This window comes from Alteribacter populi (assembly GCF_002352765.1).
Classification (GTDB): domain Bacteria; phylum Bacillota; class Bacilli; order Bacillales; family Salisediminibacteriaceae; genus Alteribacter; species Alteribacter populi.
The window spans coordinates 1,634,685-1,656,832 of sequence record NZ_KZ293963.1; the positions used below are offsets into that span (position 1 = coordinate 1,634,685).

Below are 22,148 nucleotides of genomic sequence, written 5' to 3' on the forward strand. Positions count from 1 at the left end.
CTCGATAATCCTTCCCAATACTCTTATTTTGAGTGTGATAAAATCATATAAGAAAAACAATAAACATCCCATTTAGCATAATATTAAGTAGCTTTTGCTTTATAGTTTATTCGCCATTTCCGAGCTGATTACCTTTAAATATGATATGAAGTTCATGAAGGGGCTCTCTTAACTCTGAGTAGATTTGATTCTCTTAAAAACAGGAAAAAGACCCCCGAGAGGGCCTTTACTTGGTAAATAAAAGATCGCTAATTTCACGCCACGCTTTCTCTTTTCCTAAACCCGTTTCAGAAGAAAATAACACGACGGGATCTTCAGACTCCATGTCTAATTCTCTTTTGATAACTGCTAATTGTTTTTGCTGCTTTCCTTTTGAAATTTTATCGGCTTTAGTCCCTACGACGATAACTTTTAACTCGTGATGCTTTAACCACTCATACATCATGATATCATCTTCAGTTGGTTTATGACGGACATCAACGAGTAATACTACGCCTTTGAGCTGCTCACGTTCTTCAAAATAACGCTCCATCAGACGGCCCCAAGCATCTCGTTCCTTTTTAGAAACCTTCGCATAGCCGTAACCAGGCACATCGACAAAATGAAAACGATCATTTATTTTGTAAAAATTAAGCGTTTGTGTTTTCCCCGGTCGCTGGGACGTTCTCGCCAGCGCTTTTCTTGCAAGTACCTTGTTAATAAATGAAGATTTACCGACATTCGAACGACCTGAGAGGGCCACTTCGGGAAATGGCCCAGGCGGAAACTGGTCGGCTCTTCCTGCACTAATGACTAAATCTGCTGTTGTTACTTTCATTTCTTCTCCCCTGCCAATGCATGCTTCAATACTTCATCTAAGTGCGAAACAGGAATAAAGGTAAGGTCCTGTTTCACGCTTTCAGGAATATCTTCTAAGTCTTTTTCGTTTTCTTTCGGCATGATAATAATCGATAACCCCGCTCGATGGGCACTCATCGATTTTTCTTTTAAACCGCCAATCGGAAGGACACGGCCACGAAGGGTAATTTCCCCTGTCATTCCTACTTCTTTTCGAACTGGGCGTTCTGTTAATGCGGAAATTAATGCGGTCGCCATCGTGATTCCTGCAGAAGGACCATCTTTAGGGGTCGCTCCTTCTGGTACATGGATATGGATATCATTCTTTTCATTAAATCCAGGGTCAATATTAAGCTCTTCGGATTTGGAACGGATATAGCTAAAAGCTGCTTGAGCAGACTCTTTCATTACATCCCCCAATTTCCCTGTTAGCGTGAGCTTGCCTTTGCCTGGAGATACTGAAACCTCGATGTTGAGGGTATCGCCCCCAGCTGTTGTGTAGGCAAGACCTGTTGCTGCACCGATTTGATCTTCGGCTTCTGCTTTTCCATAGCGGAACTTCGGCTTGCCCAGCAATTGTTCAACAGTATTTTCAGTAAGGATGACTCGTTTCTTTTCACCTGAAACAATCATTTTAGCGGCTTTACGGCATAATGTTGCCATTTGACGTTCAAGGCTACGAACGCCAGCTTCACGTGTATAATAACGGACCGCCTTAAGAATAGCCTCTTCTTTTACTTGCATGCGGCCTTTTGTTAGTCCATGATCTTTCAGCTGTTTTGGTAACAAGTAGCCTTTAGCAATTTCAAGCTTTTCAATTTCCGTATAACCCGGGATATGAATGATTTCCATTCGATCCATTAAAGGACCAGGAATCGTGGCGATATTGTTCGCGGTCGTAACAAACATGACTTTGGACAAATCGTACGGCTCTTCAATGAAATGGTCACTAAAGCTGTTGTTTTGCTCAGGATCAAGCACTTCCAAAAGTGCCGAAGATGGATCGCCTCTAAAGTCATTCGCCATCTTGTCAATTTCATCTAGTAAAAATACCGGGTTCATAGAGCCTGCTTTTTTCATTCCTTGGATGATTCGTCCAGGCATCGCACCGACATAGGTTCGTCGGTGACCGCGGATCTCTGCTTCATCCCGCACCCCACCTAGAGACATCCGGACAAACTTTCGATCCAGTGATCTTGCAATAGATCGAGCTAAAGAGGTTTTTCCCACACCCGGAGGTCCTGCTAAACATAATATTGGCCCTTTTAATTCATTTGTCAGTTCTTGAACCGCCAAGTATTCAAGTACACGCTCTTTTACTTTTTCCAATCCGTAATGATCTTCATCGAGGATCTTTTCAGAACGGTGAATATCTAATAAATCTTCCGTTTCTTTATGCCAAGGTACAAGCGCCAGCCATTCAATGTAATTTCGAATAACGGAGCTTTCAGCAGAACTCGAAGGAATTTTTTCATAGCGCTCTAATTCCTTTAACGCTTTTTCTTCCACGCTTTCTGGCATTTGTGCTTTTTCAATCTTTTCTCTTAGTTCAGCAATTTCGCCTTCTTTGCCTTCTTTGTCACCCAGTTCTTTTTGGATCGCTTTCATTTGCTCTCGGAGATAGTATTCCTTTTGCGTTTTCTCCATCGACTTTTTTACTCGCTGGCCAATTTTCTTTTCTAAACCGAGGACTTCTTTTTCATTACTTAAAATACGTAGGATACTCGTTAGGCGCTCTTCAACTGAGAACGTCTCTAAGATGTCTTGCTTCTGTACGATTTTCAGAGGCAGGTGAGACGCGATAATATCTGCGAGCCGTCCTGGTTCTACGATATCAGAAACAGAGGCAAATGTTTCTTGAGAAACCTTTTTAGACAGCTTGATGTACTGTTCAAATTGTTCTAAAACATTTCTCATTAGCGCTTGTTCTTCAACTGTCGCTTCTTGACGCTCATCTATGAGTTGTATATCTACTTCATAATAATCTTCATGATCATGAAAACCTTTTATTTCACCACGAGTTACCCCTTCGACTAAAACACGAATCGTTCCGTTCGGTAATTTAAGCATTTGTTTCACTTTAGCCAATGTTCCAATATGATAAATATCATCGGACTCAGGCTCGTCAACCGATATTTCTTTCTGCGTTGATAGAAAAATTTCATGATCTTCTATCATCGCATTTTCTAACGCTTGCACCGATTTTTTCCGCCCTACATCTAAATGAAGGACCATCGTAGGGTATACGAGTAATCCTCTCAAAGGGAGCAAAGGCAAGGTACGTTGCACGTCGTTACTCATATGTAGTCCACCTCCACACCATTTCTATTCCTTAACATATATCTACTCTATTCGATAAAGTTTAAATATGATTACAATATTCAGCTTATCCATTCCTATTATGAATCTTGTTCAATTTTATCCTATTGCTTCTTCAATGTCTAATAATCACCAATTTAGAAAAGCAAATCCATTTTGCTTCGAGGGAGCCTCAAACGGTCAAAGACCTTTTATTTTTATTCGCAATGGCTTCGCTCATTGTTTCAAGGGAGCCTCAAACGGTCAAAGACCGACCGTTTGAGGCTCCCTTTTATATTTGTGCTTGGCCCATGGAAACTGCAGCGGCTGGCATGACGTTTTCTTCTTCTTTCTCTTCTTCTTGTCTTAGAGACAAAGTCAAAACCTCAGAAAACGATTCTACCGCATGAATCGTAATTCCTTCTACCTCTGTTAAGATTGCCTGCATGTTTTCTTTTGGAATAATGACTGAACTTGCCCCTGCTTGCTTTGCTGCTTCTACTTTCGCTACGACTCCGCCAACCGGTTTTACATTACCATGTATACTCAATTCTCCGGTCATTGCTACTTGGTGGGAAATTGGTATTTCATGAATGGCTGAATAGATCGCTGTAGCAATTGAAATACCTGCAGAAGGTCCATCAACGGGAGCGCCACCAGGGAAATTTACATGAATGTCGTAATCGTACGTTGCGATTCCCATGTGCCTAAGCACAGTGACAACATTTTCTACGGATCCCTTCGCCATACTTTTTCGTTTAATCGTTCGTGTATGGTCACCCGTACTTTCTTCCTCAGCAATACCTGTAATGTTTATCGTTCCTTTTTCAGTATTTTTCATTACAGTCACTTCAATTTCAAGTAATGCACCTAAATTAGGGCCAAATACAGCGAGTCCGTTCACAAACCCGACTTTGTCCTGGGGATGAATTTTTCGTTCCGGTCTTGGAGCACGTTGACTTGAGTGAATCACCCATTCAATATCACTAACAGTAATAGAAGTGCGTTTTTCACTTGTCGCCATACCGGCAGCAATTTGCATAATATTAACGGCTTCACGACCGTTCGTTGCATATTTTGCGATGACTCCAAAGATCTGTTCATCAACGTCACAATGAATTCGTGCCGCTGCTTTCTTTGCAATCGACTCGATTTCAGCCGGCGTGAGTGCTCTGAAATAAACTTCCATACACCTGGAACGGATCGCCGGAGGGATCTCCTGTGGATTACGTGTCGTTGCTCCGACTAAACGGAAGTCCGCCGGAAGTCCATTTTTAAAAATGTCATGAATATGCTCTGGTATTTGTGGGTTTTCTTCACTATAGTAAGCACTTTCTAAATAAACTCTGCGATCTTCAAGCACCTTTAACAATTTATTTATTTGAATTGAATGCAGTTCTCCAATCTCATCAATAAAGAGGACACCACCGTGAGCTTTTGTTACAGCTCCTTGCTTCGGCTGGGGGATTCCCGCTTGTCCCATAGCTCCGGCACCTTGATAAATTGGATCATGCACAGAACCAATCAGTGGATCTGCAATTCCTCTTTCATCAAAACGAGCGGTTGCCCCGTCTAATTCCACAAAAACTGATTTGTTACGAAAAGGAGTATGCTCGCTCTTTTTTGCTTCTTCTAACACAAGTCGTGCAGCGGCCGTTTTCCCAACTCCAGGCGGACCGTAAATAATGACGTGCTGTGGATTAGGGCCACAAAGAGCAGCTCGTAATGAACGAATGCCATCTTGTTGACCTACAATATCTTCAAAGGACTTTGGTCGAACCTTCTCAGCTAACGGTTCACTTAAGGTGACCATCCGCATCCTTCTCAATTGATCTAATTCCTTTTTGGATTCCTTATCGACAGTCGTACGTTGTGAGCGCTGATTTCGAAGTAAATTCCAAAAATACATCCCAATGACCACACCGAAAAACAATTGAATTACAAACGCAAAACCTGTAAATGACATTTTGGTTCCTCCCACTGCTTTATTATGTGGTGTTAGTATTGGCCTGTTGTTCCATGGATAACCTGAGTTGTGGCACTAGGCAATAATTAGCATCGGAACCAATCTCTCATTAAAACAGCGTTAGCTTCCGCCGCATGGATTTTACTCTCAACGATGTTTTCCCCTTGAGACGAACGGTGTAAAGGTAAGGTAGCTGTTCTCTACACTTTCTTATCTCAACATAATAACCCCCCTGGGATATCATCACCAGGGGGGTTCCTTTAAGCACTTTCTTTCGGTTTTTGCTTTTTCTCTTTTACTACTTTACCATCTGATGTTTCTAACCGTGGACGATGTTCATCTCTAACCGTCTCAGGTGTAATGATACATTTTGCAATGTCATCCCTAGACGGTAATTCATACATGACATCGAGCATTAAGTTCTCAATAATTGATCGCAGTCCACGTGCACCTGTTTTTCGTTCAATTGCTTGTTTCGCTACTTCTGTCAACGCTTCCTCTTCAAACTCAAGCTCAACATCATCGAGCTCGAGGAGCTTTTGATATTGCTTTACGAGAGCATTCTTTGGCTTGGTGAGAATCTCAATCAATGCATCTTCATCTAGAGGACGAAGGCTGGAAATAACCGGAAGACGTCCGATAAACTCCGGAATGAGTCCGTAGCGAAGCAAGTCTTCAGGAAGTATTTTCCCAAGGTATTGACCTTCCTTCAAGTCCTCTTGAGTAGAAACATCAGAACCAAAACCAATGACTTTTTTACCTAAACGGCGTTTAATGATTTGTTCAATACCATCGAAGGCACCGCCACAGATAAATAAGACGTTGGTTGTATCAATTTGAATGAATTCTTGATGAGGATGTTTTCTGCCGCCTTGTGGAGGAACACTTGCTGTTGTTCCTTCGAGAATTTTAAGAAGCGCTTGTTGTACACCTTCACCAGAAACGTCACGAGTAATAGACGGGTTTTCTGACTTCCGAGCAACTTTGTCTATCTCATCAATATAAATAATGCCGCGTTCTGCTTTTTCTACATCGTAATCGGCTGACTGGATGAGTTTGAGCAGAATATTTTCAACGTCTTCCCCTACATACCCCGCTTCAGTTAACGATGTAGCATCTGCAATAGCAAATGGTACATTTAGAATACGAGCTAATGTTTGGGCTAGTAGTGTTTTACCGCTACCTGTCGGCCCAATTAAACAAATGTTACTTTTCGCAAGCTCGACTTCATCGTTCTTTTGTGTGGAGTTAACACGCTTATAGTGGTTATATACTGCTACAGACAATGATTTTTTCGCTTGATCTTGACCGATAACATAGTCGTTTAAAATATCACGAATTTCCTGCGGCTTTGGAATATCTTCCATTTCCACTTCTTCTTCGCTGCCTAGTTCCTCTTCTACAATTTCGGTACATAATTCGATACATTCATCACATATATACACGCCAGGACCGGCCACGAGTTTGCGGACTTGGTCTTGCGTTTTACCACAAAAGGAACACTTAAGTTGACCCTTCTCTTCATTGAATTTAAACATTCCGCTTCACCCCTTGTCTTTTTTCGAGGACGTACAGTTTATTGAGACGGCAAAATCCGTATTTCACTTCAATCATTTGTATGTTCTCATTGTACGTTCACGTTCCTGTTTTTAATCACAGGAAACCAAATCAATTTTTATTTAAAGGTTTATCTCTAACTAGTATGTGTTCAAAAAGGAGGATAGCGCATCAAGCCTGCGAAGACCTGAGGTATAATCCCTGACTTTTTAATCACCACTGATTACACCTTCATTGTATCACAGGGAACCCGCTAATCCGAAATAGAACGATTTCTCTGAATTGATATTTTTCAAGCATAAAGCAGTGAATTTCCCCTGTCAAATATTATTACCTTTTCTTATGTATCCATTTCCACATTTGGATGTATTTAACCTTTTAGTTGTTAGAAATAATTTTCTACAAATACCGCCGAAAACTGCATCCTGCTTGTTACCTATTTACTCTTATGTATGTTTAAAGCAAGGTACGAGTGTGCCGTACCTTGCTCATTAACTGCTTAGAAGATAAGACAGATAACTGTCTTTTTCCTCATTTATAAAAACAATTTATGCTTTTGTTTTGGCTTCTTCGACAAGAAGGTCAATCGCTTTTCTTACTTTAAGATCACCTTTCATTGTCTCGATGCCGCCTTGCATGTCTAAGATTTGCTTGAGTTCCTCTTTAGAACGCTGGTATGTTTCAGCCATTTTATCCAACTCAGCATCGACATCATCATCAGATGCTTCGAGTTCTTCAGCTTCAGCAATCGCTTCGAGCGTTAAGTTCATGCGTACACGCTTTTCAGCATCGTCCATAAACTGGGCTTTCATTCCTTCTTCGTCTGTACCAGAGAACTGATAATACATGTCAAGGGTCATCCCTTGAGCTTGAAGGCGCTGACCAAATTCTTGAAGCATACGATCTGTTTCTGTTTCGGCCATCGCTTTAGGAACATCGATCTCTGCGTTCTCTGTTGCTCGTTCGACAAGAGAGTCACGCTTTTTCATATCCGCTTCTTGCTCGCGGCTTGTTTCTAGTTTTTCTTGCAAGTTTTTCTTAAGTTCATCTAACGTTTCAACGTTTTCATCTACGTCTTTCGCAAACTCATCGTCAAGCTCTGGGAGCTCTTTACGCTTGATGTCATGCAATGTCACTTTAAATACAGCAGGCTTACCAGCAAGCTCTTCTGAATGATAATCCTCTGGGAAATTAACGTTTACTTCTTTTTCATCTTCCGTTTTAGTTCCGATTAATTGCTCTTCGAAACCTGGGATGAACTGGCCAGAACCAATTTCTAGTGAATAGTTTTCAGCTTTTCCACCTTCAAACGCTTCACCATCAACAAAGCCTTCAAAGTCCATAACAACAGTGTCGCCATCTTGAACTTCGCCTTCTTCTACAGCGACTAAATCTGCGTTTTTCTCTTGTAATTGCTTGATTTCATTTTCAAGGTCTTCTTCTGTTACTTCTGTGCTTTCTTCTTCCACTTCTAAGCCTTTATACTCACCTAGTTTTACCTCAGGCTTAACCGTAACCGTTGCTTTAAATACAAGAGTTTCGCCTTTTTCCATGTTTTCGATGTCAATTTCAGGACGATCGACTGGTTCAATACCTGTTTCTTCGATTGCTTGTGAGTAAGCTTCTGGTAAGAGAATATCCAGTGCGTCTTGATAAAGAGACTCTACACCAAAGCGTTGTTCAAACATAGAACGAGGTACTTTACCTTTACGGAACCCAGGTACGTTTACTTTTTTAACCACTTTTTTAAAAGCTTCATCTAGAGCTGTATCCACACGTTCTTTTTCAACTTCTACCGTAAGAACGCCGGAGTTGCCTTCTAATTTTTCGAATTTTGCAGTCATTTATTGTTCCCTCCAACATCTGTAAAAATACTACTTTCTTAATAAACACGCAGTTTGCAACCATTTTATTATAACACACGTGCTTTTCATTTCAATCATTTCTAACAGGGGATGTTCAAAAAGTCTAGAAACACACAGACTACTTTTGGGTTATGTAATCGAATCAGTAGATTGGAATAAATGAGATTCAATCGATTGGATATGCTTTACTGCTTCTTTCGTCGGTTTAGGTGAAGCTTCATATAAATCAATGATTTCATCGAGTTCCAACCTTCCGTTATCATTTTCCATTAAAAGCTCAAGGCCTAAGTAATGAAGAGCAGCTGACCATACTTTTGTATCTAGTGGTATAGGAGCCTTTGGATACAAGGCAAATAAATAATGCCACCAGACTTGCATAACCATTTCGACTAATGTTGGGCTCTCCTGGCCTAGGCGTCCGTCTAAAACTTGTGCTACTTCATTTCCAAAGCGTTCGTGAAATACATCTTCTAATTCTGTTATATGTATCGTATATGTATCGCCAAACTTATGTACAACAAAACTTCCTTCTATGTTCATATCTTTCATCATTTGGAGCACGTAGCTTTTTAATACAGGGTCATTTTCTTTCTCTCGTAAAAAAGCACGATATGCTTCGACGACCTTTTCCGTGTTAACTTGGCTTAGCTTTTTCAACGCTCCCCATTGCTGATTTGCGTCTCCTTGTTCTAATATTTCGATCCATTCATCTGGAGAACTGAACTGATCAAGGGTCTCTTCTTCTTCTGCGACATCAATTTGATGATGCGATGTCATTTGCCGTGAAAATTCAAGGAGTTGGTAAAAAGATTCGGCCATTTGCGGCGGCAATTTATCCTCTTCCATAACGGATTCTAGCATCATTACGACTTCTTCGTATTTTCCTAATTGAACTAGTAGGGAGACATATACTTGGAGAACTTCATAATACTGACCAATGCCTTCTTTTAACATTGCTTCACAATGCGTCTTCGCCTCATCCAGTCGGTTCAGCTCAATATTTGTTATTACAAGGCCATACCTTGCCTGTGGATGCGTGGGTTCCAACTCGGTTGATTGTTGGAAATATTGAAGGGCATCATAGTGCTTTTTTTCTTTTAATGCCGCCATCCCCTTATCCACAAGTCTCGCCACTAAGCCTGGAAACATAATGACGTTGTCGTGATGACCCTTTTTCTCATTTCCCATTCCACGTGCCACCTTTTTGTCAAGTGCGGATTATTACCTTTCAGTTTATCAATTTAAAAAGCGAAAAACAAATAATTCTTTAATAAGATAGAGGTTTTTAAATCTCGTTGAATATTGGTTTATTTGTAGCACCATCGATATCCGACTCAAGTCAGACGGTATATTAATCATAACCGATATACGAAAAGCCTCGAGGCGTTTTGTATCGTCTCGAGGCTTTTCGTATTTATGTACGTTTATAATTATCGCTTTAATGGCGTCCCAGGAGAGATTCGAACTCCCGACCGACGGCTTAGAAGGCCGTTGCTCTATCCTGCTGAGCTACTGGGACTCTGGAGCGGGTGATGGGAATCGAACCCACATCATCAGCTTGGAAGGCTGAGGTTTTACCACTAAACTACACCCGCATCAACTATATTAATTTTGCGATGCGACAATAACTAATATAGCTGATTATCAAAGAAAAGTCAACAGATTTTTTTCAAAAAGCTGTTCTTGTAAAGGTTGTTGATATTTGAGCTTTGAAAGACGCTTAAAAACAGCAAGACATTGAAACGTGGGTTTTTTACTCTTAAAAAAGCCATTCAAAAACATCAATACTATCTTTGGAATGTTTCACCTAACTCTTTCACTTCTTCTCCTTCAAGAGAATAAAAGGTGACGTCTGCTTTTTCTGCAGTAATATCTGCAATGACATAAGTACCCACTGTTACTTGCCTTGGAAGTCGGATGCTTCCGGGATTAATAAAAACCATTCCATCTTCCGTAAATGCGGTGGGGACGTGGGAGTGTCCGAAGCAAATCACATCTGCATTGCTTTCTTCGCCTTTGTATTTAAGTTGGAGTGAGGACATTTTCACGTTTAAGAGGTGGCCGTGGCCTGCAAAGAAACGAACGCCTGCTGTTTCTTCTACGATTTCCTCAGGAAAATCTTTATAAAAATCACAATTTCCCTTCACTGTTTTTACACCTGATAATTCTGGTGATCCCGGTTCGATTTCAGAGTCTCCACAGTGAATCATAATATCCACTTCTTCTTGATGGCGGTCGATCACTTGCTTTAATTCCTCTCGCCACCCATGACTATCACTAACAATTAATGCCTTCAAGTTTTCTACCCCCAATTTAGTGGTTTAGGAGTGAGTCCCATTGGTTGTCTAATTGTGTTAAGGCGTTTGCGCGATGGCTGATTTCGTTTTTCTCCTCTCGAGTCAACTCCGCCATCATTTTATTTTTGGACGGAACGTAAAACAGAGGGTCATAACCAAATCCGTGCTCTCCTTTTTTTTCTTCTGCAATTTTTCCTTCACACGTTCCTCTGAAAACAGATGAATTAGTTCCAGGAAGGTATACCGCTAAAACACATACAAACCTGGCTGTCCTCTCTTCTCCCGGTACACCTTTTAGTTCACGTAAAAGCTTTTCATTATTTGCCTGATCACTTTTCATATTCCCTGCATATCGGGCGGAATAAACACCAGGGGCTCCGTTTAAAGCATCCACTTCTAGGCCGGAGTCGTCAGCAATGACTGGCTTACCTAAAGCTTTACCGATCGTTTCTGCTTTTTTTATTGCATTGTCTTCAAATGTTTCACCATCTTCTACGACATCGTCTAGCTCTTCCACATCGAGCAAGGAAGTAACCTGAATACTTCTCTTTTCAAAAAAAGCTTGAAATTCTTTGACCTTACCAGGATTTTTAGTCGCAATTATGACTTCTCTCACGCTCATTGTTCTGACTCCTTTTTGAAAACAGGATCTTCAATATGAAGAGCGGCATCCCCTAGTGTTTCTTTTTGCAAGACAAACAGTTCTTTTAGTCCTTTTTCAGCTAAATCAAGCATGTCGTTTAATTGACTTCTTGAGAATGTTGCTTCTTCTCCGGTTCCTTGAATCTCTACATATTCACCTTTTCCGGTTAAAATCACATTCATATCAACTTCGGCTTTAGAATCTTCAGTGTAATTCAAGTCCAAGATCGAGCCTTGATTCGAATCTACGCCAACAGAAACGGCTGCTAAGTATTCTTTTACCGGAAATTCTTTAAACATTTTTTGTGTCATTCCTTTTTGAAACGCGAGACACATTGCGACAAATGCTCCTGTAACGGAGGCTGTGCGAGTCCCACCATCTGCTTGGATCACGTCACAGTCAATCCAAACCGTTCTTTCACCAATGACATCAAGGTTAACAACTGAACGAAGGGCACGTCCAATGAGACGTTGAATTTCCATTGTTCTTCCAGAAAGTTTTCCTTTGGAAGATTCACGAATGTTTCGTTGTTCAGTTGCTCGTGGAAGCATGGAATATTCAGCAGTAATCCAACCTTTTCCCTGACCTCTCATAAATGGGGGAACCCTGTCTTCTATACTAGCGGAGCAAATCACTTTCGTATCCCCAAAAGAGATCAAAACAGAACCTTCTGGGTGTTTTATGTAGTTTGCTTCTATCTTTACATTACGCAATTCATCGTTTTGTCGACCATCAACACGCATCTAACCACTCCTGACTTATTGTTACCTATAGCGAGCGTTCAAATCAGAGCAGCAAGTGCTTCTCAAATCTCTTCGAACAACTCTTTTAGCATTAACTTTCCTTACTATGTATACTCTTTACTTACGTGTCACAATTAAAAGATAAAGAGGTGGCTTGAAACGCCACCCCCTTATGATAATCGTTTCTGTATCCAAATTCAAATCAATTCGTGATTAGATTTAGTATTTTCCAGTGTTCACTGTGACGGGTCTTGTAACCGGTTCTGTAATCGTTTCACCTGAACTCACCATCAATTGATCATCATGCTCATCTACTTCAATGGCGACTTGTTCAACCTCTTCTTGTTCAGTTAACGAAAGAACAAGCATATTGACTACATGCTCTGATAGTGCCGTGCCTTCTAATTGGCTTAACAATCCATCGTTAAAGTTTAGCGTTACTGTACCGTCCCGATATGAAGGCTCCTCAACTAGCTCTGCTTCATTTCTAAAGTCAGTTAAAAGTGACGTTAACATATCAGGTCCTTTTAACAGTTCATCTACAACTGCCGTATAGGTGTCATCAGTTGAAGATACACGGCGAGTAACCGGAACGTAGTAAGTTTGATCTTCATTCTGAGAAAGGAAATATACAGTGACTGGCTTCGTATTTGAAAGATCACTTAAGTCACCCGTTTCAAGGTTGATGCCATGGGAACGTGTATACCCTTCTGCCACAGGTGTCCCATTTTGTGGCATCACTTCTTGCTCCTCTCCGCCAATTTTAATTTGCACACGATCAATATCATCGAATTGGGTCAATGTCCACGTAACCGACTGTAAGATTTTCAACTCATCTTCAGCACGGTATTCTTCAAAATCAGAAGAAAAGTCAACGACCGCTACACCCTCTTCTGTAATATTAGCATCAAGAACTTCTGTACCTGAAGGTAATACTGCTTGAAAACCATTTGGCAAAAGTTCCGTAACTGGCCCGTCTTTAACTAAATAAGCCATCGATTGAAGGACATCACTTTCTGAACTTGGCAAATCTAAGGCTTGCGGCGTCACCATTCCGTTTTTATCCATTAAGTAAAGCTCAAGCATGGCTGTCTCTTCAGCAGTTTCACCTTTGTCTTCACCCTCTACGGCAGTGCCACCTTTTTCTTCAGTCTCTTCCGCCACTTCCTCGTCCCCATTTAACTCTTGTTCTAATTCTTCTTCCAATTCCTCATCTAATCCTTCAAATAGCTCTTCGTCCATTTCTTCTTCAAGTCCTAACTCTTCCTCATCCTCCACATATTGCGGCGGATCTACTTCCTCTAAAGTTTCTTGCGCCTCATCTACTGATCCGCAAGCTGCAAGGACAGCTGCTGACAGTAGTAGCATCCACCATGATTTTCGTATTCGATGAAGCATACTTTTCCCTCCTCAGGCAGTTTGTACTATCATATATACGAGCCCCAACTCGTTTTAGACCAACTTGTTTTATATCAAATTGTGCGGGGACTGTCCCCGCACAATTTAAAGACGGTTGTTGGTATTGTGATTCGCTTTCGGTGGACGCTTTCCGCGGGCATGGCCTCAGCTAATCGATATGGAGCCTATCTTCGGATTTCTGAAGGCTAATTTGCATTTCACCCGAATATCGGTGATATGCAAAAATCAGTTGGCGGTGAGCTTGAGAAAGTACACCGCCCGACAGACAACCTCATCAATCATATTTGCTAAGTAAAAACGGTCCCAATTATCGAATGCCGATAATTGGAACCGTTTTTTTCTTAATTAGAGACTGTTTTGCCCCAGCCTCCTCTTTTTATTTATTCTTTGATACTGTTTGTAAGACTAATTTCGTGGACGACTTCTACCGAGATTGATAACCACTGATTGGCAATATTTTTAAATGTTTCACTCGGTCCTGTTGAGTAGAACTGATGCTTTGGCTTGCGATCACCTGTATATAACAGGTCATTATGATAGAGGAGTGCACTCACTTCTCGAGCGGTTTCATCGCCTGAGCAAATGACCTTGATGTCCTCACCGACAACTTTTTGAATTACACTCTCAAGAAGCGGATAATGAGTACAGCCTAAAATCAGACTGTCGATACCAGTTTCAACGATCGGTTCGAGGGTCTCCGCCACTACCTTTTCAGCAACCTCTCCAGTAATAATCCCTTTTTCTACAAGAGGAACGAATCTCGGACAAGGAAGACTCTCTACCCTCACTTTATCATGAATGCTTAAAAGCGCTTTTTCATACGCTTTGCTTAAAATTGTCCCTACTGTTCCGATTACTCCTACGTGATCATTCTCCGTCACTTTTAAAGCTGCAATAGCCCCGGGATGGATAACACCGATCACAGGTATAGAAAGTCTTTGCTTCGCCTCTTCTAATACGACCGCTGTAGCCGTATTACAAGCAATAACGAGCATCTTCACGTCATTACGAAGCAAATAATCAATCATTTCCCATGTGTAGGTTCGAACTTCTTCAACATGTCTGGGGCCATAAGGGCACCGTGCAGTATCCCCAATATAAATAACTTCTTCTTTCGGTAATTGGCGTAGCAATTCAGAGACTACAGTTAGCCCACCTACCCCTGAATCAATTACGCCTATTGGTTTTTTCAAAACTGATAATCCTTCTTTCTCTCATTAGCTCTCGTTCAATCACTAAGTTATTCTAATTTTAAAAACTCTTTAAGAGGATGTTCAAAAACCGCTAAAAATAGCTGTCGTACCTCTTCGTTGGCTCACTTCTCCGCCTCGACCTAATCGGCTCTTTTTATGCTCCTTTTGAACACGCACTTTAAAAAGTTGTTGCTCTTTGTTTTTTAGAATGACTTCCATGTTTTAGCATCTTTTTTCATTTCGTCAAAAAGATAAGTTAAACTACGATCCAAGAAGTCTACTTGTTCTGGTGAAAAATCGTCTAGAATTCCTTGTAAATAAGCTTGCCTCTGATTGATTACTTCTTTAATAATTGTCGCACCTTTATCTAATAAGTGAATTCTCACAACTCGACGGTCATTAGAATCTTTCACTCGCTCAACTAATTCATTTTTTTCCATACGATCAACGAGATCTGTCGTTGTACTGCACGCTAAATACATTTTTGAGGACAATTCACCGATTGTCATATCACCATATTCATGAAGCCATTGAAGCGCGACAAATTGAGGAGGAGTGATCGGAAATTCGTTAAGAATCTCTCTCCCTTTTTGTTTGACAATGTCGGCAATCATTCGTAAAGATTTTTCAATTTGAGCGACTTGCTGTGTATTCATTGTTTGTTCTGGCATTGTCTTCCCCTCCTAATGACCCTATCGGTCTTCTCAATTAATATCCCTTTTTCTTTATCATTATGTAAGAACCCTCTAGTTGATTAGGTCATACGGTTTATTTTTTAAAACTATACATTACTCTTATTTTCTTAGTTTTTCTTCCTCTTTTCAAGTCTTTCTATCTAAAAGTTAGAATAAACTTTTAACCACAAACCTGAACACGTCATTTAAAAGCCTCTATAGCAAGGCTATAGAGGCTTTTTTCAAGAAAGGAATAAGCAGACAATTACCTTTACAATGCTCTTCACAGCAAGTAAGGCTAAAAGCTGTTCTTTATTTAGGCGGCATATTTATTTGTCAATGAAAGTCTCTTCAACAAGTGCTTTCACATCATCAGACGTTTGCATGTTAAGAGCTCTTTCAGCGACTTGTTCTGTTTCTTCCTTTGTCAATTGAGCAATTTGACTACGGGCAGGAAGAACAGATGTTGCGCTCATACTAAACTCGTCCAGGCCAAGACCGAGCAGAAGTGGGATAGCTACTTCATCTCCAGCCATTTCTCCACACATGCCGGCCCACTTACCCTCTTGGTGAGCAGCATCAATTACAGACTTGACTAAACGAAGGATAGCTGGGTTGTATGGTTGGTACAAGTACGACACTTGTTCATTCATACGGTCAGCCGCCATCGTATATTGAATTAAATCATTCGTACCGATACTAAAAAAGTCGACTTCTTTTGCAAATGTATTCGCCATAACTGCAGTGGATGGAATTTCAACCATAATGCCCACTTCGATTTCATCACTTACTTCTGTTCCACCTTCTTTTAGCTTCTCTTTCTCTTCAGAAAGCATTGCTTTTGCTTGACGGAACTCATCAAGTGTCGCAATCATCGGGAACATGATTTTCAAGTTACCAAACGCACTTGCTCGAAGAAGCGCCCGGAGTTGAGTTCGGAACATCTCGTCTTTTTCAAGACATAAACGAATCGCTCGGAATCCTAAGAATGGATTCATTTCCTTTGGCAAGTCCAAGTAAGGAAGCTCTTTATCTCCGCCGATATCTAACGTACGAATCACAACAGGCTTACCTTCCATATCTTCAACCACTTTTTTATAAGCACTGAATTGTTCTTCTTCCGTCGGTAATTCATCACGGCCCATGTACAAGAACTCCGTACGGTATAATCCAATTCCTTCAGAACCGTTATTTAGTACGCCCTCAAGGTCATTCGGTGTCCCGATATTCGCCGCAAGTTCCACGTGATGGCCATCTTTTGATTCAGTGGCTTCATCTACAAGCTTAGCCCACTCTTTTTTCTTCTCAGCGAATTCGTCTTGTTTCATTTCATATGCTGCAATTTCTTCATCAGTTGGATCGACAATAACAGTTCCGTCGATTCCATCTACAATCATCATCGTATCAAAATCTGCAGATGTTGTGACTTCTTTCGTTCCAACGACAGCCGGGATTTCCATCGAACGTGCCATAATTGCGGAGTGAGATGTTCTGCCTCCGATGTCAGTTGCGAAACCTTTTACAAACTCTCCATTTAACTGAGCTGTGTCAGATGGTGTTAAATCGTCAGCAATAATCACCACTTCTTCATCAATCTCAGCAAGAGAAACCATTTTCACACCCAGAACATGAGCAAGTACACGTTTAGAAACGTCACGGATGTCAGCTGCACGCTCTTTCATATATTCGTTGTCCATGTTTTCAAACATAGAAACAAACATATCTGATACTTCTTTTACAGCAAAAGCAGCGTTTACTTTGTCATCTTTCACTTTCCCACGGATCGCATCAACAAACTCAGGGTCACTTAAAACTAGGAGGTGAGCTGAGAAAATCTCAGCATGCTCCTCACCTAATTCGTTCTTCGTTTTTTCCTTAATTTTTTCCAGCTCTTCCTTGGAAGCAGCTAAAGCACTGTCCAGCTTTTCTTCTTCCGACGAGACATCCTCTATAGTCGTCTTTTCGACTGTAAGATCTGGTGTTTCAAGTCGGAAAGCTTTGGCAATGGCAATCCCGGAAGAGGCACCAATTCCTGTTAATGTTTGTGACATTACTCAGCAAGCCCTTCTTTCATGACTTCTTCAAGGCCTTGAAGTGCTTCTTCAGCATCGGAACCTTCTGCTTTAATTGTCACTTCCGCACCTTGGCTGACCCCAAGAGACATAACACCCATAATCGACTTTAAGTTAACGGATTTCCCGTTGTGTTCAAGTGTTACTTCGGATTCATATTGTCCTGCTTTATTTACAAGTTGAGTTGCTGGACGTGCGTGGATACCTGTTTCTGCTGTAATTTTAAAATTCTTTTCTACCATGAGAAAACACTCCTTTTTTCTTTTACATTATTTTTTAACAATGTGAATGAGATCTGTATCCCCAATGGAAACAGAGCCTTGCTTTTGAAGCTTGACCGATTCACCATCATTAAGGTTTGTGAACACAACCGGAGTTATTGTGGAAGGTACTTGTTCTTTAATAGTGTCCAAATCGACCTTTAATAACTCCTGCCCTTGCTTCACTTGGTCTCCCTCTTTAACTAGAGCTTCAAACCCTTTGCCTTTAAGGTTAACCGTATCAATACCAAAGTGTATCAAAAGTTCATGTCCGCTGTCAGCTTCAATGCCTATTGCATGTTTCGTAGGGAAGACATTCACTACTTTACCATTAACCGGTGATTTGACAAGACCATTTTTCGGTTTAATTGCAAATCCGTCTCCCATCATACGCTCAGAAAAGACTTGGTCAGGTACTTCACCTAAGTCAAGTAGTTCCCCTTCGATCGGCATCATCAGTGAAAGTTGCTGAGTATCTGAAACACCGACTTTTGATTCATCTGTTTCCTGATCAGCTACTTCTTCAGGAACTTCTTTACCATCTATGATGTCTTTAATTTGCCCTTTCAATGAATCGGATTTCGTTCCAAAGATCGCTTGTATATTATTACCCAATTCCATGACGCCTGAAGCACCTAATTTTTTAAGCGTTTCTTTGTCAACTTCCTTTTTCTCTTTAACCGAAACTCTAAGACGTGTAATACAAGCATCTAAGTTAGTAATGTTCTGTTTTCCACCGAGTGCGTGCAAAATATCTTTTGCAAGGCCTGCAGAAGGTTTAGCTTCTCCCTCTTCGTCAGCAGCGTCATCCTCACGTCCAGGCGTTTTCAAGTTAAACTTGCGGATTGCAAAACGGAATCCGAAATAGTAAAGAACCGCAAACACGAGACCAACTGGGATCACCATCCAAGCATTATTGGAAAAGCCCCAGTAAAGAACGTAATCAATAAATCCACCGGAAAAAGTAAAGCCTGCTTTTACATTTAATAAATCCATTGCAACGAATGATAAGCCTGCAAAAATACAGTGGATTAAGAAAAGAACAGGTGCTACAAATAAAAATGCGAACTCAATCGGCTCAGTAATTCCTGTTAAAAAGCTTGTAAGAGCCGCAGACGCCATAATTCCGCCAACTGCTTTTCTTCTTGCAGGACTTGCTTCATGATAAATCGCTAAAGCAGCAGCGGGAAGTCCGAACAACATGAACGGGAATAACCCTGTCATAAAAGTACCTGCGGTCGGATCCCCTGCAAAGTAGCGGTTCATATCACCTCTCACCACTTCTCCTGCTTCGTTTGTAAATTGTCCAAACTCAAACCAGAATGGCTGATAAAAGATATGATGGAGACCAAATGGAATTAAAATTCGTTGACCGAAGCCAAAAATAAAGGCTGCAATTGTAGAGCCCGTCTCTGTTGCCAATACGGAGAGATGATCAATTCCAGTTTGAATTGGCGGCCAAAGATATATGAACAGCATACCTAACAAAACACTAACAGCCGCTGTAATAATCGGCACAAAACGTTTACCTGCGAAAAACCCAAGGAATTGCGGTAATTCTATATTATAAAATTTCTTATAGAGGTATGAAGCTACCAATCCAATGATAATTCCTCCGAAGACCCCCATGCTTATCGACTCAATACCGAGAACTGCTTCTGTTTCTACCCCTCGGTACTCAGCCATAACGCCGAGCGTCTGGTTCATGACTAAGTAACCGATAACGGCCGCCAAACCAGCGACGCCATCTCCATCGGATAAACCAATTGCGACACCAATTGCAAAAATCAATGCCAAGTTAGCAAAAATAATATCCCCAGCCTGTGTCATTACAGGGATATCCAACACGTTTTCGTGACCAAGCCCTAATAACAAGCCGGCAGCTGGCAACACTGAAACCGGTGTCATTAATGAGCGGCCAATTCTTTGTAATAAACCAAAAAGGTTCATTTTGTTTCCCCTCCCTTTCTTTTAACGGTTTACATAATAGTGAAAATAGCGCTTGCAAATTAATGTTCACTTTTCCATCCATATCCTTCATTTATCAACACAAAAAAGACATGAGCAAAAGCTATATACGAATCCATTAAGATACTCATCACCCATTTACCTGTGTGGACGATGACCTGTTATGAATTCATATACACTGTTTACTCATGCCTGATCGTATCAGTAACACGTATTAGAAAGGTTGGTACCTTTATCTCAAAAGTGTACATTTTATGAAGTTGTTAACCGTTGTAGATGAATCGTAATATAAATGATTTCAGTTTCAGAAATCGGCTTACGAATCGTTTGTTGAATAATTTTAACGAGCTTCCATGAAAGATTGTAGCATACAGGATATTCCGTTTTCAACACTTCTGCTAATTTTTCATGAACGTCGACCGATTCATTATCGATAACTCGGTCAATAACCCGCCGCAAATGACTTACAAGCCTAGCATAATGAATACTTTGTTTATCAATATTAATCCCCAGCTGATCTTCGATAATAAGAATTAATCTGGTTATAAGTCTTGAATGATGGTTTATTTGAGACAAGCTTCGGTTTGAAATCGAGCTGTGAATATGCAGTGCTACAAAGCCAATTTCACTCTCTGGAAGCTCGATGTCCAAACGCTCATTGAGAAAAGTGATAACTTCCTCGGCGATATTATACTCGTCCGGATATAATAGTTTAGTATCTCGGAGGAAGGGGTTATTAATGTCCATCCCCTGTTCTACCCGTTTAACAGCAAAGGCAATATGATCGGTAAGGGCAATATGGATGTGCTCATTAACAGGAAGTTTTAAACGCTCTTGTATATGGCGAATCGCTTCATGAATCGCTTGGATAATTTGATCATCAACGTTATGAAGCAACTGCTTGTACAACTCTTGCTCCTTCTCATTGACGAGTTTGAATACCTTTTCATATTGTTGATCAGAAATGATATCGCCTTTCTTTTTAGAAAAGCCAATTCCTTTCCCGATCATAATAAGCTCTGATTCGTGAGAGTCCTTCACTATGATCACATTATTATTTAATACTTTTTCAATGGTAACAGATTGATGCATATGATAATATCCTTCCTCTTTCAGTTCCTTTTTCATCTTAATCTTCTAAACAAATGAAGTCAATGTAAATACATTTTTATCACCATTAAATCTCAAAAAGCAACAAACCTTTCGAAATTAGGGATTGCTTAATAACTCTAGAACTCCAATACAAAGGGTGCCACTTCCATGGTCTCGCTTTCCTCAGGCAACGCTTCAGCCTTAAATTAAAAGAAGGATCTTGAAATAAAGAATCCGGCTTCTCTTCAGAAGCCGGATTTCATTAGATTTTTAGTTCCCCTAGTCGGATTAATTCGATGACTGCTTGTGAGCGCCCCTTTACCCCAAGCTTCTGCATTGTGTTGGATATATGATTTCTTACGGTCTTTTCACTGATGAACAATTCTGCTGCGATTTCTTTAGTTGTCTTATCTTGGACTAGTAGCTCGAATACTTCTTTTTCACGTTTGGTTAGTAGCGGTTTTGGTCGGAAATCGTGCTCTTTCAATCATTTCACCCTTTCTTGCTTGGGCTGCTTATATGTCGGCAAATAGGATGGTACTTAGTCATGTTATCTTATGTCAGTGCAAGATAGCTTGTGACTTAGGATTGCCGGTATCTTTGCACATTTTCAAGCTTTAAGGTGATAGAATTTCATATTTGATCAAAAATCAAGAGAGCATCAAATGTCTTAACCAATACTGTTGTAACAAAATCACTTACCACAATTAGTCGTTTGTTCTTTTTTGCAGATTAGATTATTTTCTTGACCGAGCTAATTTCGCATTTATCATTCCAAATTATTTATTCATACTTGCTTCTAACTTACTTCTTGATCCTTCACTCCATATCACTGGTTTCCCTGTCTCTCTTGAGATTTGGACCATACGTCCACGGCCAGTCATACATACTTCTTGTTTATCGTTTGTGATTTTATAATGCAATTCAACAGAAGACTGACCGATCTCATGTACTTTTACGTGAATAAGCAGCTCCTCATCGAAAAAAACCTGTTTCATAAAATCACAGTGAAGATCCGCCGTTACCGGAATAGCCTCACCACTTTTGGAAAACCACTCTTCTACTAGTCCAATTTCTTTAAAAAAATTAATTCGTCCTTGTTCAAAATAAACAAAAGCAACGGTGTTATTTAAGTGTCCAAAAGCATCAGTCTCTGAAAATCGAACGGTAATTGGGTAATGGTGAACAAACTCCTGTTTCCACCCTTCAAACTCATTAATATAATCCGGTTTCGCCATTTTTTTCAACACCTTTCTAAAAATTG

The 22,148-nt window shown here is 40.5% G+C and carries 18 protein-coding genes and 2 tRNA genes; all 20 read right to left on the minus strand.

The window, feature by feature from the left end; translation table 11 throughout:
- Window positions 1-226: 226 nt before the first annotated feature.
- The gene (yihA, locus tag CDZ94_RS08015) at window positions 227-817 is read right to left on the minus strand and encodes a ribosome biogenesis GTP-binding protein YihA/YsxC (protein WP_096435973.1); all 591 of its coding nucleotides are present in this window, start codon (window positions 815-817) and stop codon (window positions 227-229) included.
- Window positions 814-3,138 (minus strand): endopeptidase La, encoded by a 2,325-nt coding sequence (gene lon / locus CDZ94_RS08020; RefSeq protein ID WP_096435974.1) that lies wholly within the window; start codon window positions 3,136-3,138, stop codon window positions 814-816. Before lon ends, yihA begins: the two co-directional genes overlap by 4 nt.
- Before the next feature lie 289 nt (window positions 3,139-3,427).
- On the minus strand, window positions 3,428-5,101 hold the full coding sequence (gene lonB, locus CDZ94_RS08025) for an ATP-dependent protease LonB (protein WP_096435975.1): 1,674 nt from the start codon (window positions 5,099-5,101) through the stop codon (window positions 3,428-3,430).
- A gap of 260 nt (window positions 5,102-5,361) precedes the next feature.
- Window positions 5,362-6,639: an ATP-dependent protease ATP-binding subunit ClpX gene (gene clpX, locus CDZ94_RS08030; RefSeq protein WP_096435976.1), complete on the minus strand. Its 1,278-nt coding sequence runs from the start codon at window positions 6,637-6,639 to the stop codon at window positions 5,362-5,364.
- Between the two features lie 567 nt (window positions 6,640-7,206).
- The gene (gene tig / locus CDZ94_RS08035; protein WP_096435977.1) at window positions 7,207-8,502 is read right to left on the minus strand and encodes a trigger factor; all 1,296 of its coding nucleotides are present in this window, start codon (window positions 8,500-8,502) and stop codon (window positions 7,207-7,209) included.
- A 150-nt stretch (window positions 8,503-8,652) separates the two neighbouring features.
- Window positions 8,653-9,711 (minus strand): tetratricopeptide repeat protein, encoded by a 1,059-nt coding sequence (locus CDZ94_RS08040; protein WP_096435978.1) that lies wholly within the window; start codon window positions 9,709-9,711, stop codon window positions 8,653-8,655.
- Window positions 9,712-9,965: 254 nt separating this feature from the next.
- Window positions 9,966-10,042, minus strand: a tRNA-Arg gene (locus CDZ94_RS08045).
- A 2-nt stretch (window positions 10,043-10,044) separates the two neighbouring features.
- Window positions 10,045-10,118: transfer RNA gene (locus tag CDZ94_RS08050), tRNA-Gly, on the minus strand.
- Window positions 10,119-10,310: 192 nt separating this feature from the next.
- The gene (locus CDZ94_RS08055) at window positions 10,311-10,820 is read right to left on the minus strand and encodes a metallophosphoesterase family protein (RefSeq protein ID WP_096435979.1); all 510 of its coding nucleotides are present in this window, start codon (window positions 10,818-10,820) and stop codon (window positions 10,311-10,313) included.
- A gap of 16 nt (window positions 10,821-10,836) precedes the next feature.
- Window positions 10,837-11,436 carry an XTP/dITP diphosphatase gene (locus CDZ94_RS08060; protein WP_096440666.1) on the minus strand — a complete coding sequence of 200 codons (600 nt, stop codon included), beginning with the start codon at window positions 11,434-11,436 and terminating at the stop codon, window positions 10,837-10,839.
- Between the two features lie 2 nt (window positions 11,437-11,438).
- Window positions 11,439-12,206: a ribonuclease PH gene (rph, locus tag CDZ94_RS08065; protein ID WP_096435980.1), complete on the minus strand. Its 768-nt coding sequence runs from the start codon at window positions 12,204-12,206 to the stop codon at window positions 11,439-11,441.
- A 219-nt stretch (window positions 12,207-12,425) separates the two neighbouring features.
- Window positions 12,426-13,604 (minus strand): GerMN domain-containing protein, encoded by a 1,179-nt coding sequence (locus CDZ94_RS08070; protein WP_096435981.1) that lies wholly within the window; start codon window positions 13,602-13,604, stop codon window positions 12,426-12,428.
- Between the two features lie 401 nt (window positions 13,605-14,005).
- Entirely contained in the window at window positions 14,006-14,818 is an 813-nt protein-coding gene (racE, locus tag CDZ94_RS08075) for a glutamate racemase (RefSeq protein ID WP_096435982.1), read from the minus strand.
- Window positions 14,819-15,021: 203 nt separating this feature from the next.
- Complete coding sequence (locus tag CDZ94_RS08080) at window positions 15,022-15,474, minus strand: MarR family winged helix-turn-helix transcriptional regulator (RefSeq protein WP_096440668.1); 453 nt, start codon at window positions 15,472-15,474, stop codon at window positions 15,022-15,024.
- A 347-nt stretch (window positions 15,475-15,821) separates the two neighbouring features.
- A complete protein-coding gene (gene ptsP / locus CDZ94_RS08085; protein ID WP_096435983.1) occupies window positions 15,822-17,543 on the minus strand; it encodes a phosphoenolpyruvate--protein phosphotransferase in 1,722 nt (573 codons plus the stop codon).
- Window positions 17,543-17,806, minus strand: coding sequence for a phosphocarrier protein HPr (locus tag CDZ94_RS08090; protein ID WP_096435984.1), 264 nt, complete (start codon window positions 17,804-17,806; stop codon window positions 17,543-17,545). The genes ptsP and CDZ94_RS08090 overlap by 1 nt, the downstream gene beginning before the upstream one ends.
- Window positions 17,807-17,833: 27 nt before the next feature.
- On the minus strand, window positions 17,834-19,774 hold the full coding sequence (ptsG, locus tag CDZ94_RS08095; protein ID WP_096435985.1) for a glucose-specific PTS transporter subunit IIBC: 1,941 nt from the start codon (window positions 19,772-19,774) through the stop codon (window positions 17,834-17,836).
- A gap of 270 nt (window positions 19,775-20,044) precedes the next feature.
- Window positions 20,045-20,884, minus strand: a complete 840-nt coding sequence (glcT, locus tag CDZ94_RS08100; RefSeq protein WP_096440669.1) for a glucose PTS transporter transcription antiterminator GlcT — start codon at window positions 20,882-20,884, stop codon at window positions 20,045-20,047.
- A gap of 262 nt (window positions 20,885-21,146) precedes the next feature.
- On the minus strand, window positions 21,147-21,371 hold the full coding sequence (locus CDZ94_RS08105; protein ID WP_096435986.1) for a helix-turn-helix domain-containing protein: 225 nt from the start codon (window positions 21,369-21,371) through the stop codon (window positions 21,147-21,149).
- 292 nt (window positions 21,372-21,663) lie between these two features.
- Complete coding sequence (locus CDZ94_RS08110) at window positions 21,664-22,122, minus strand: acyl-CoA thioesterase (protein WP_096435987.1); 459 nt, start codon at window positions 22,120-22,122, stop codon at window positions 21,664-21,666.
- Window positions 22,123-22,148: the final 26 nt, after the last annotated feature.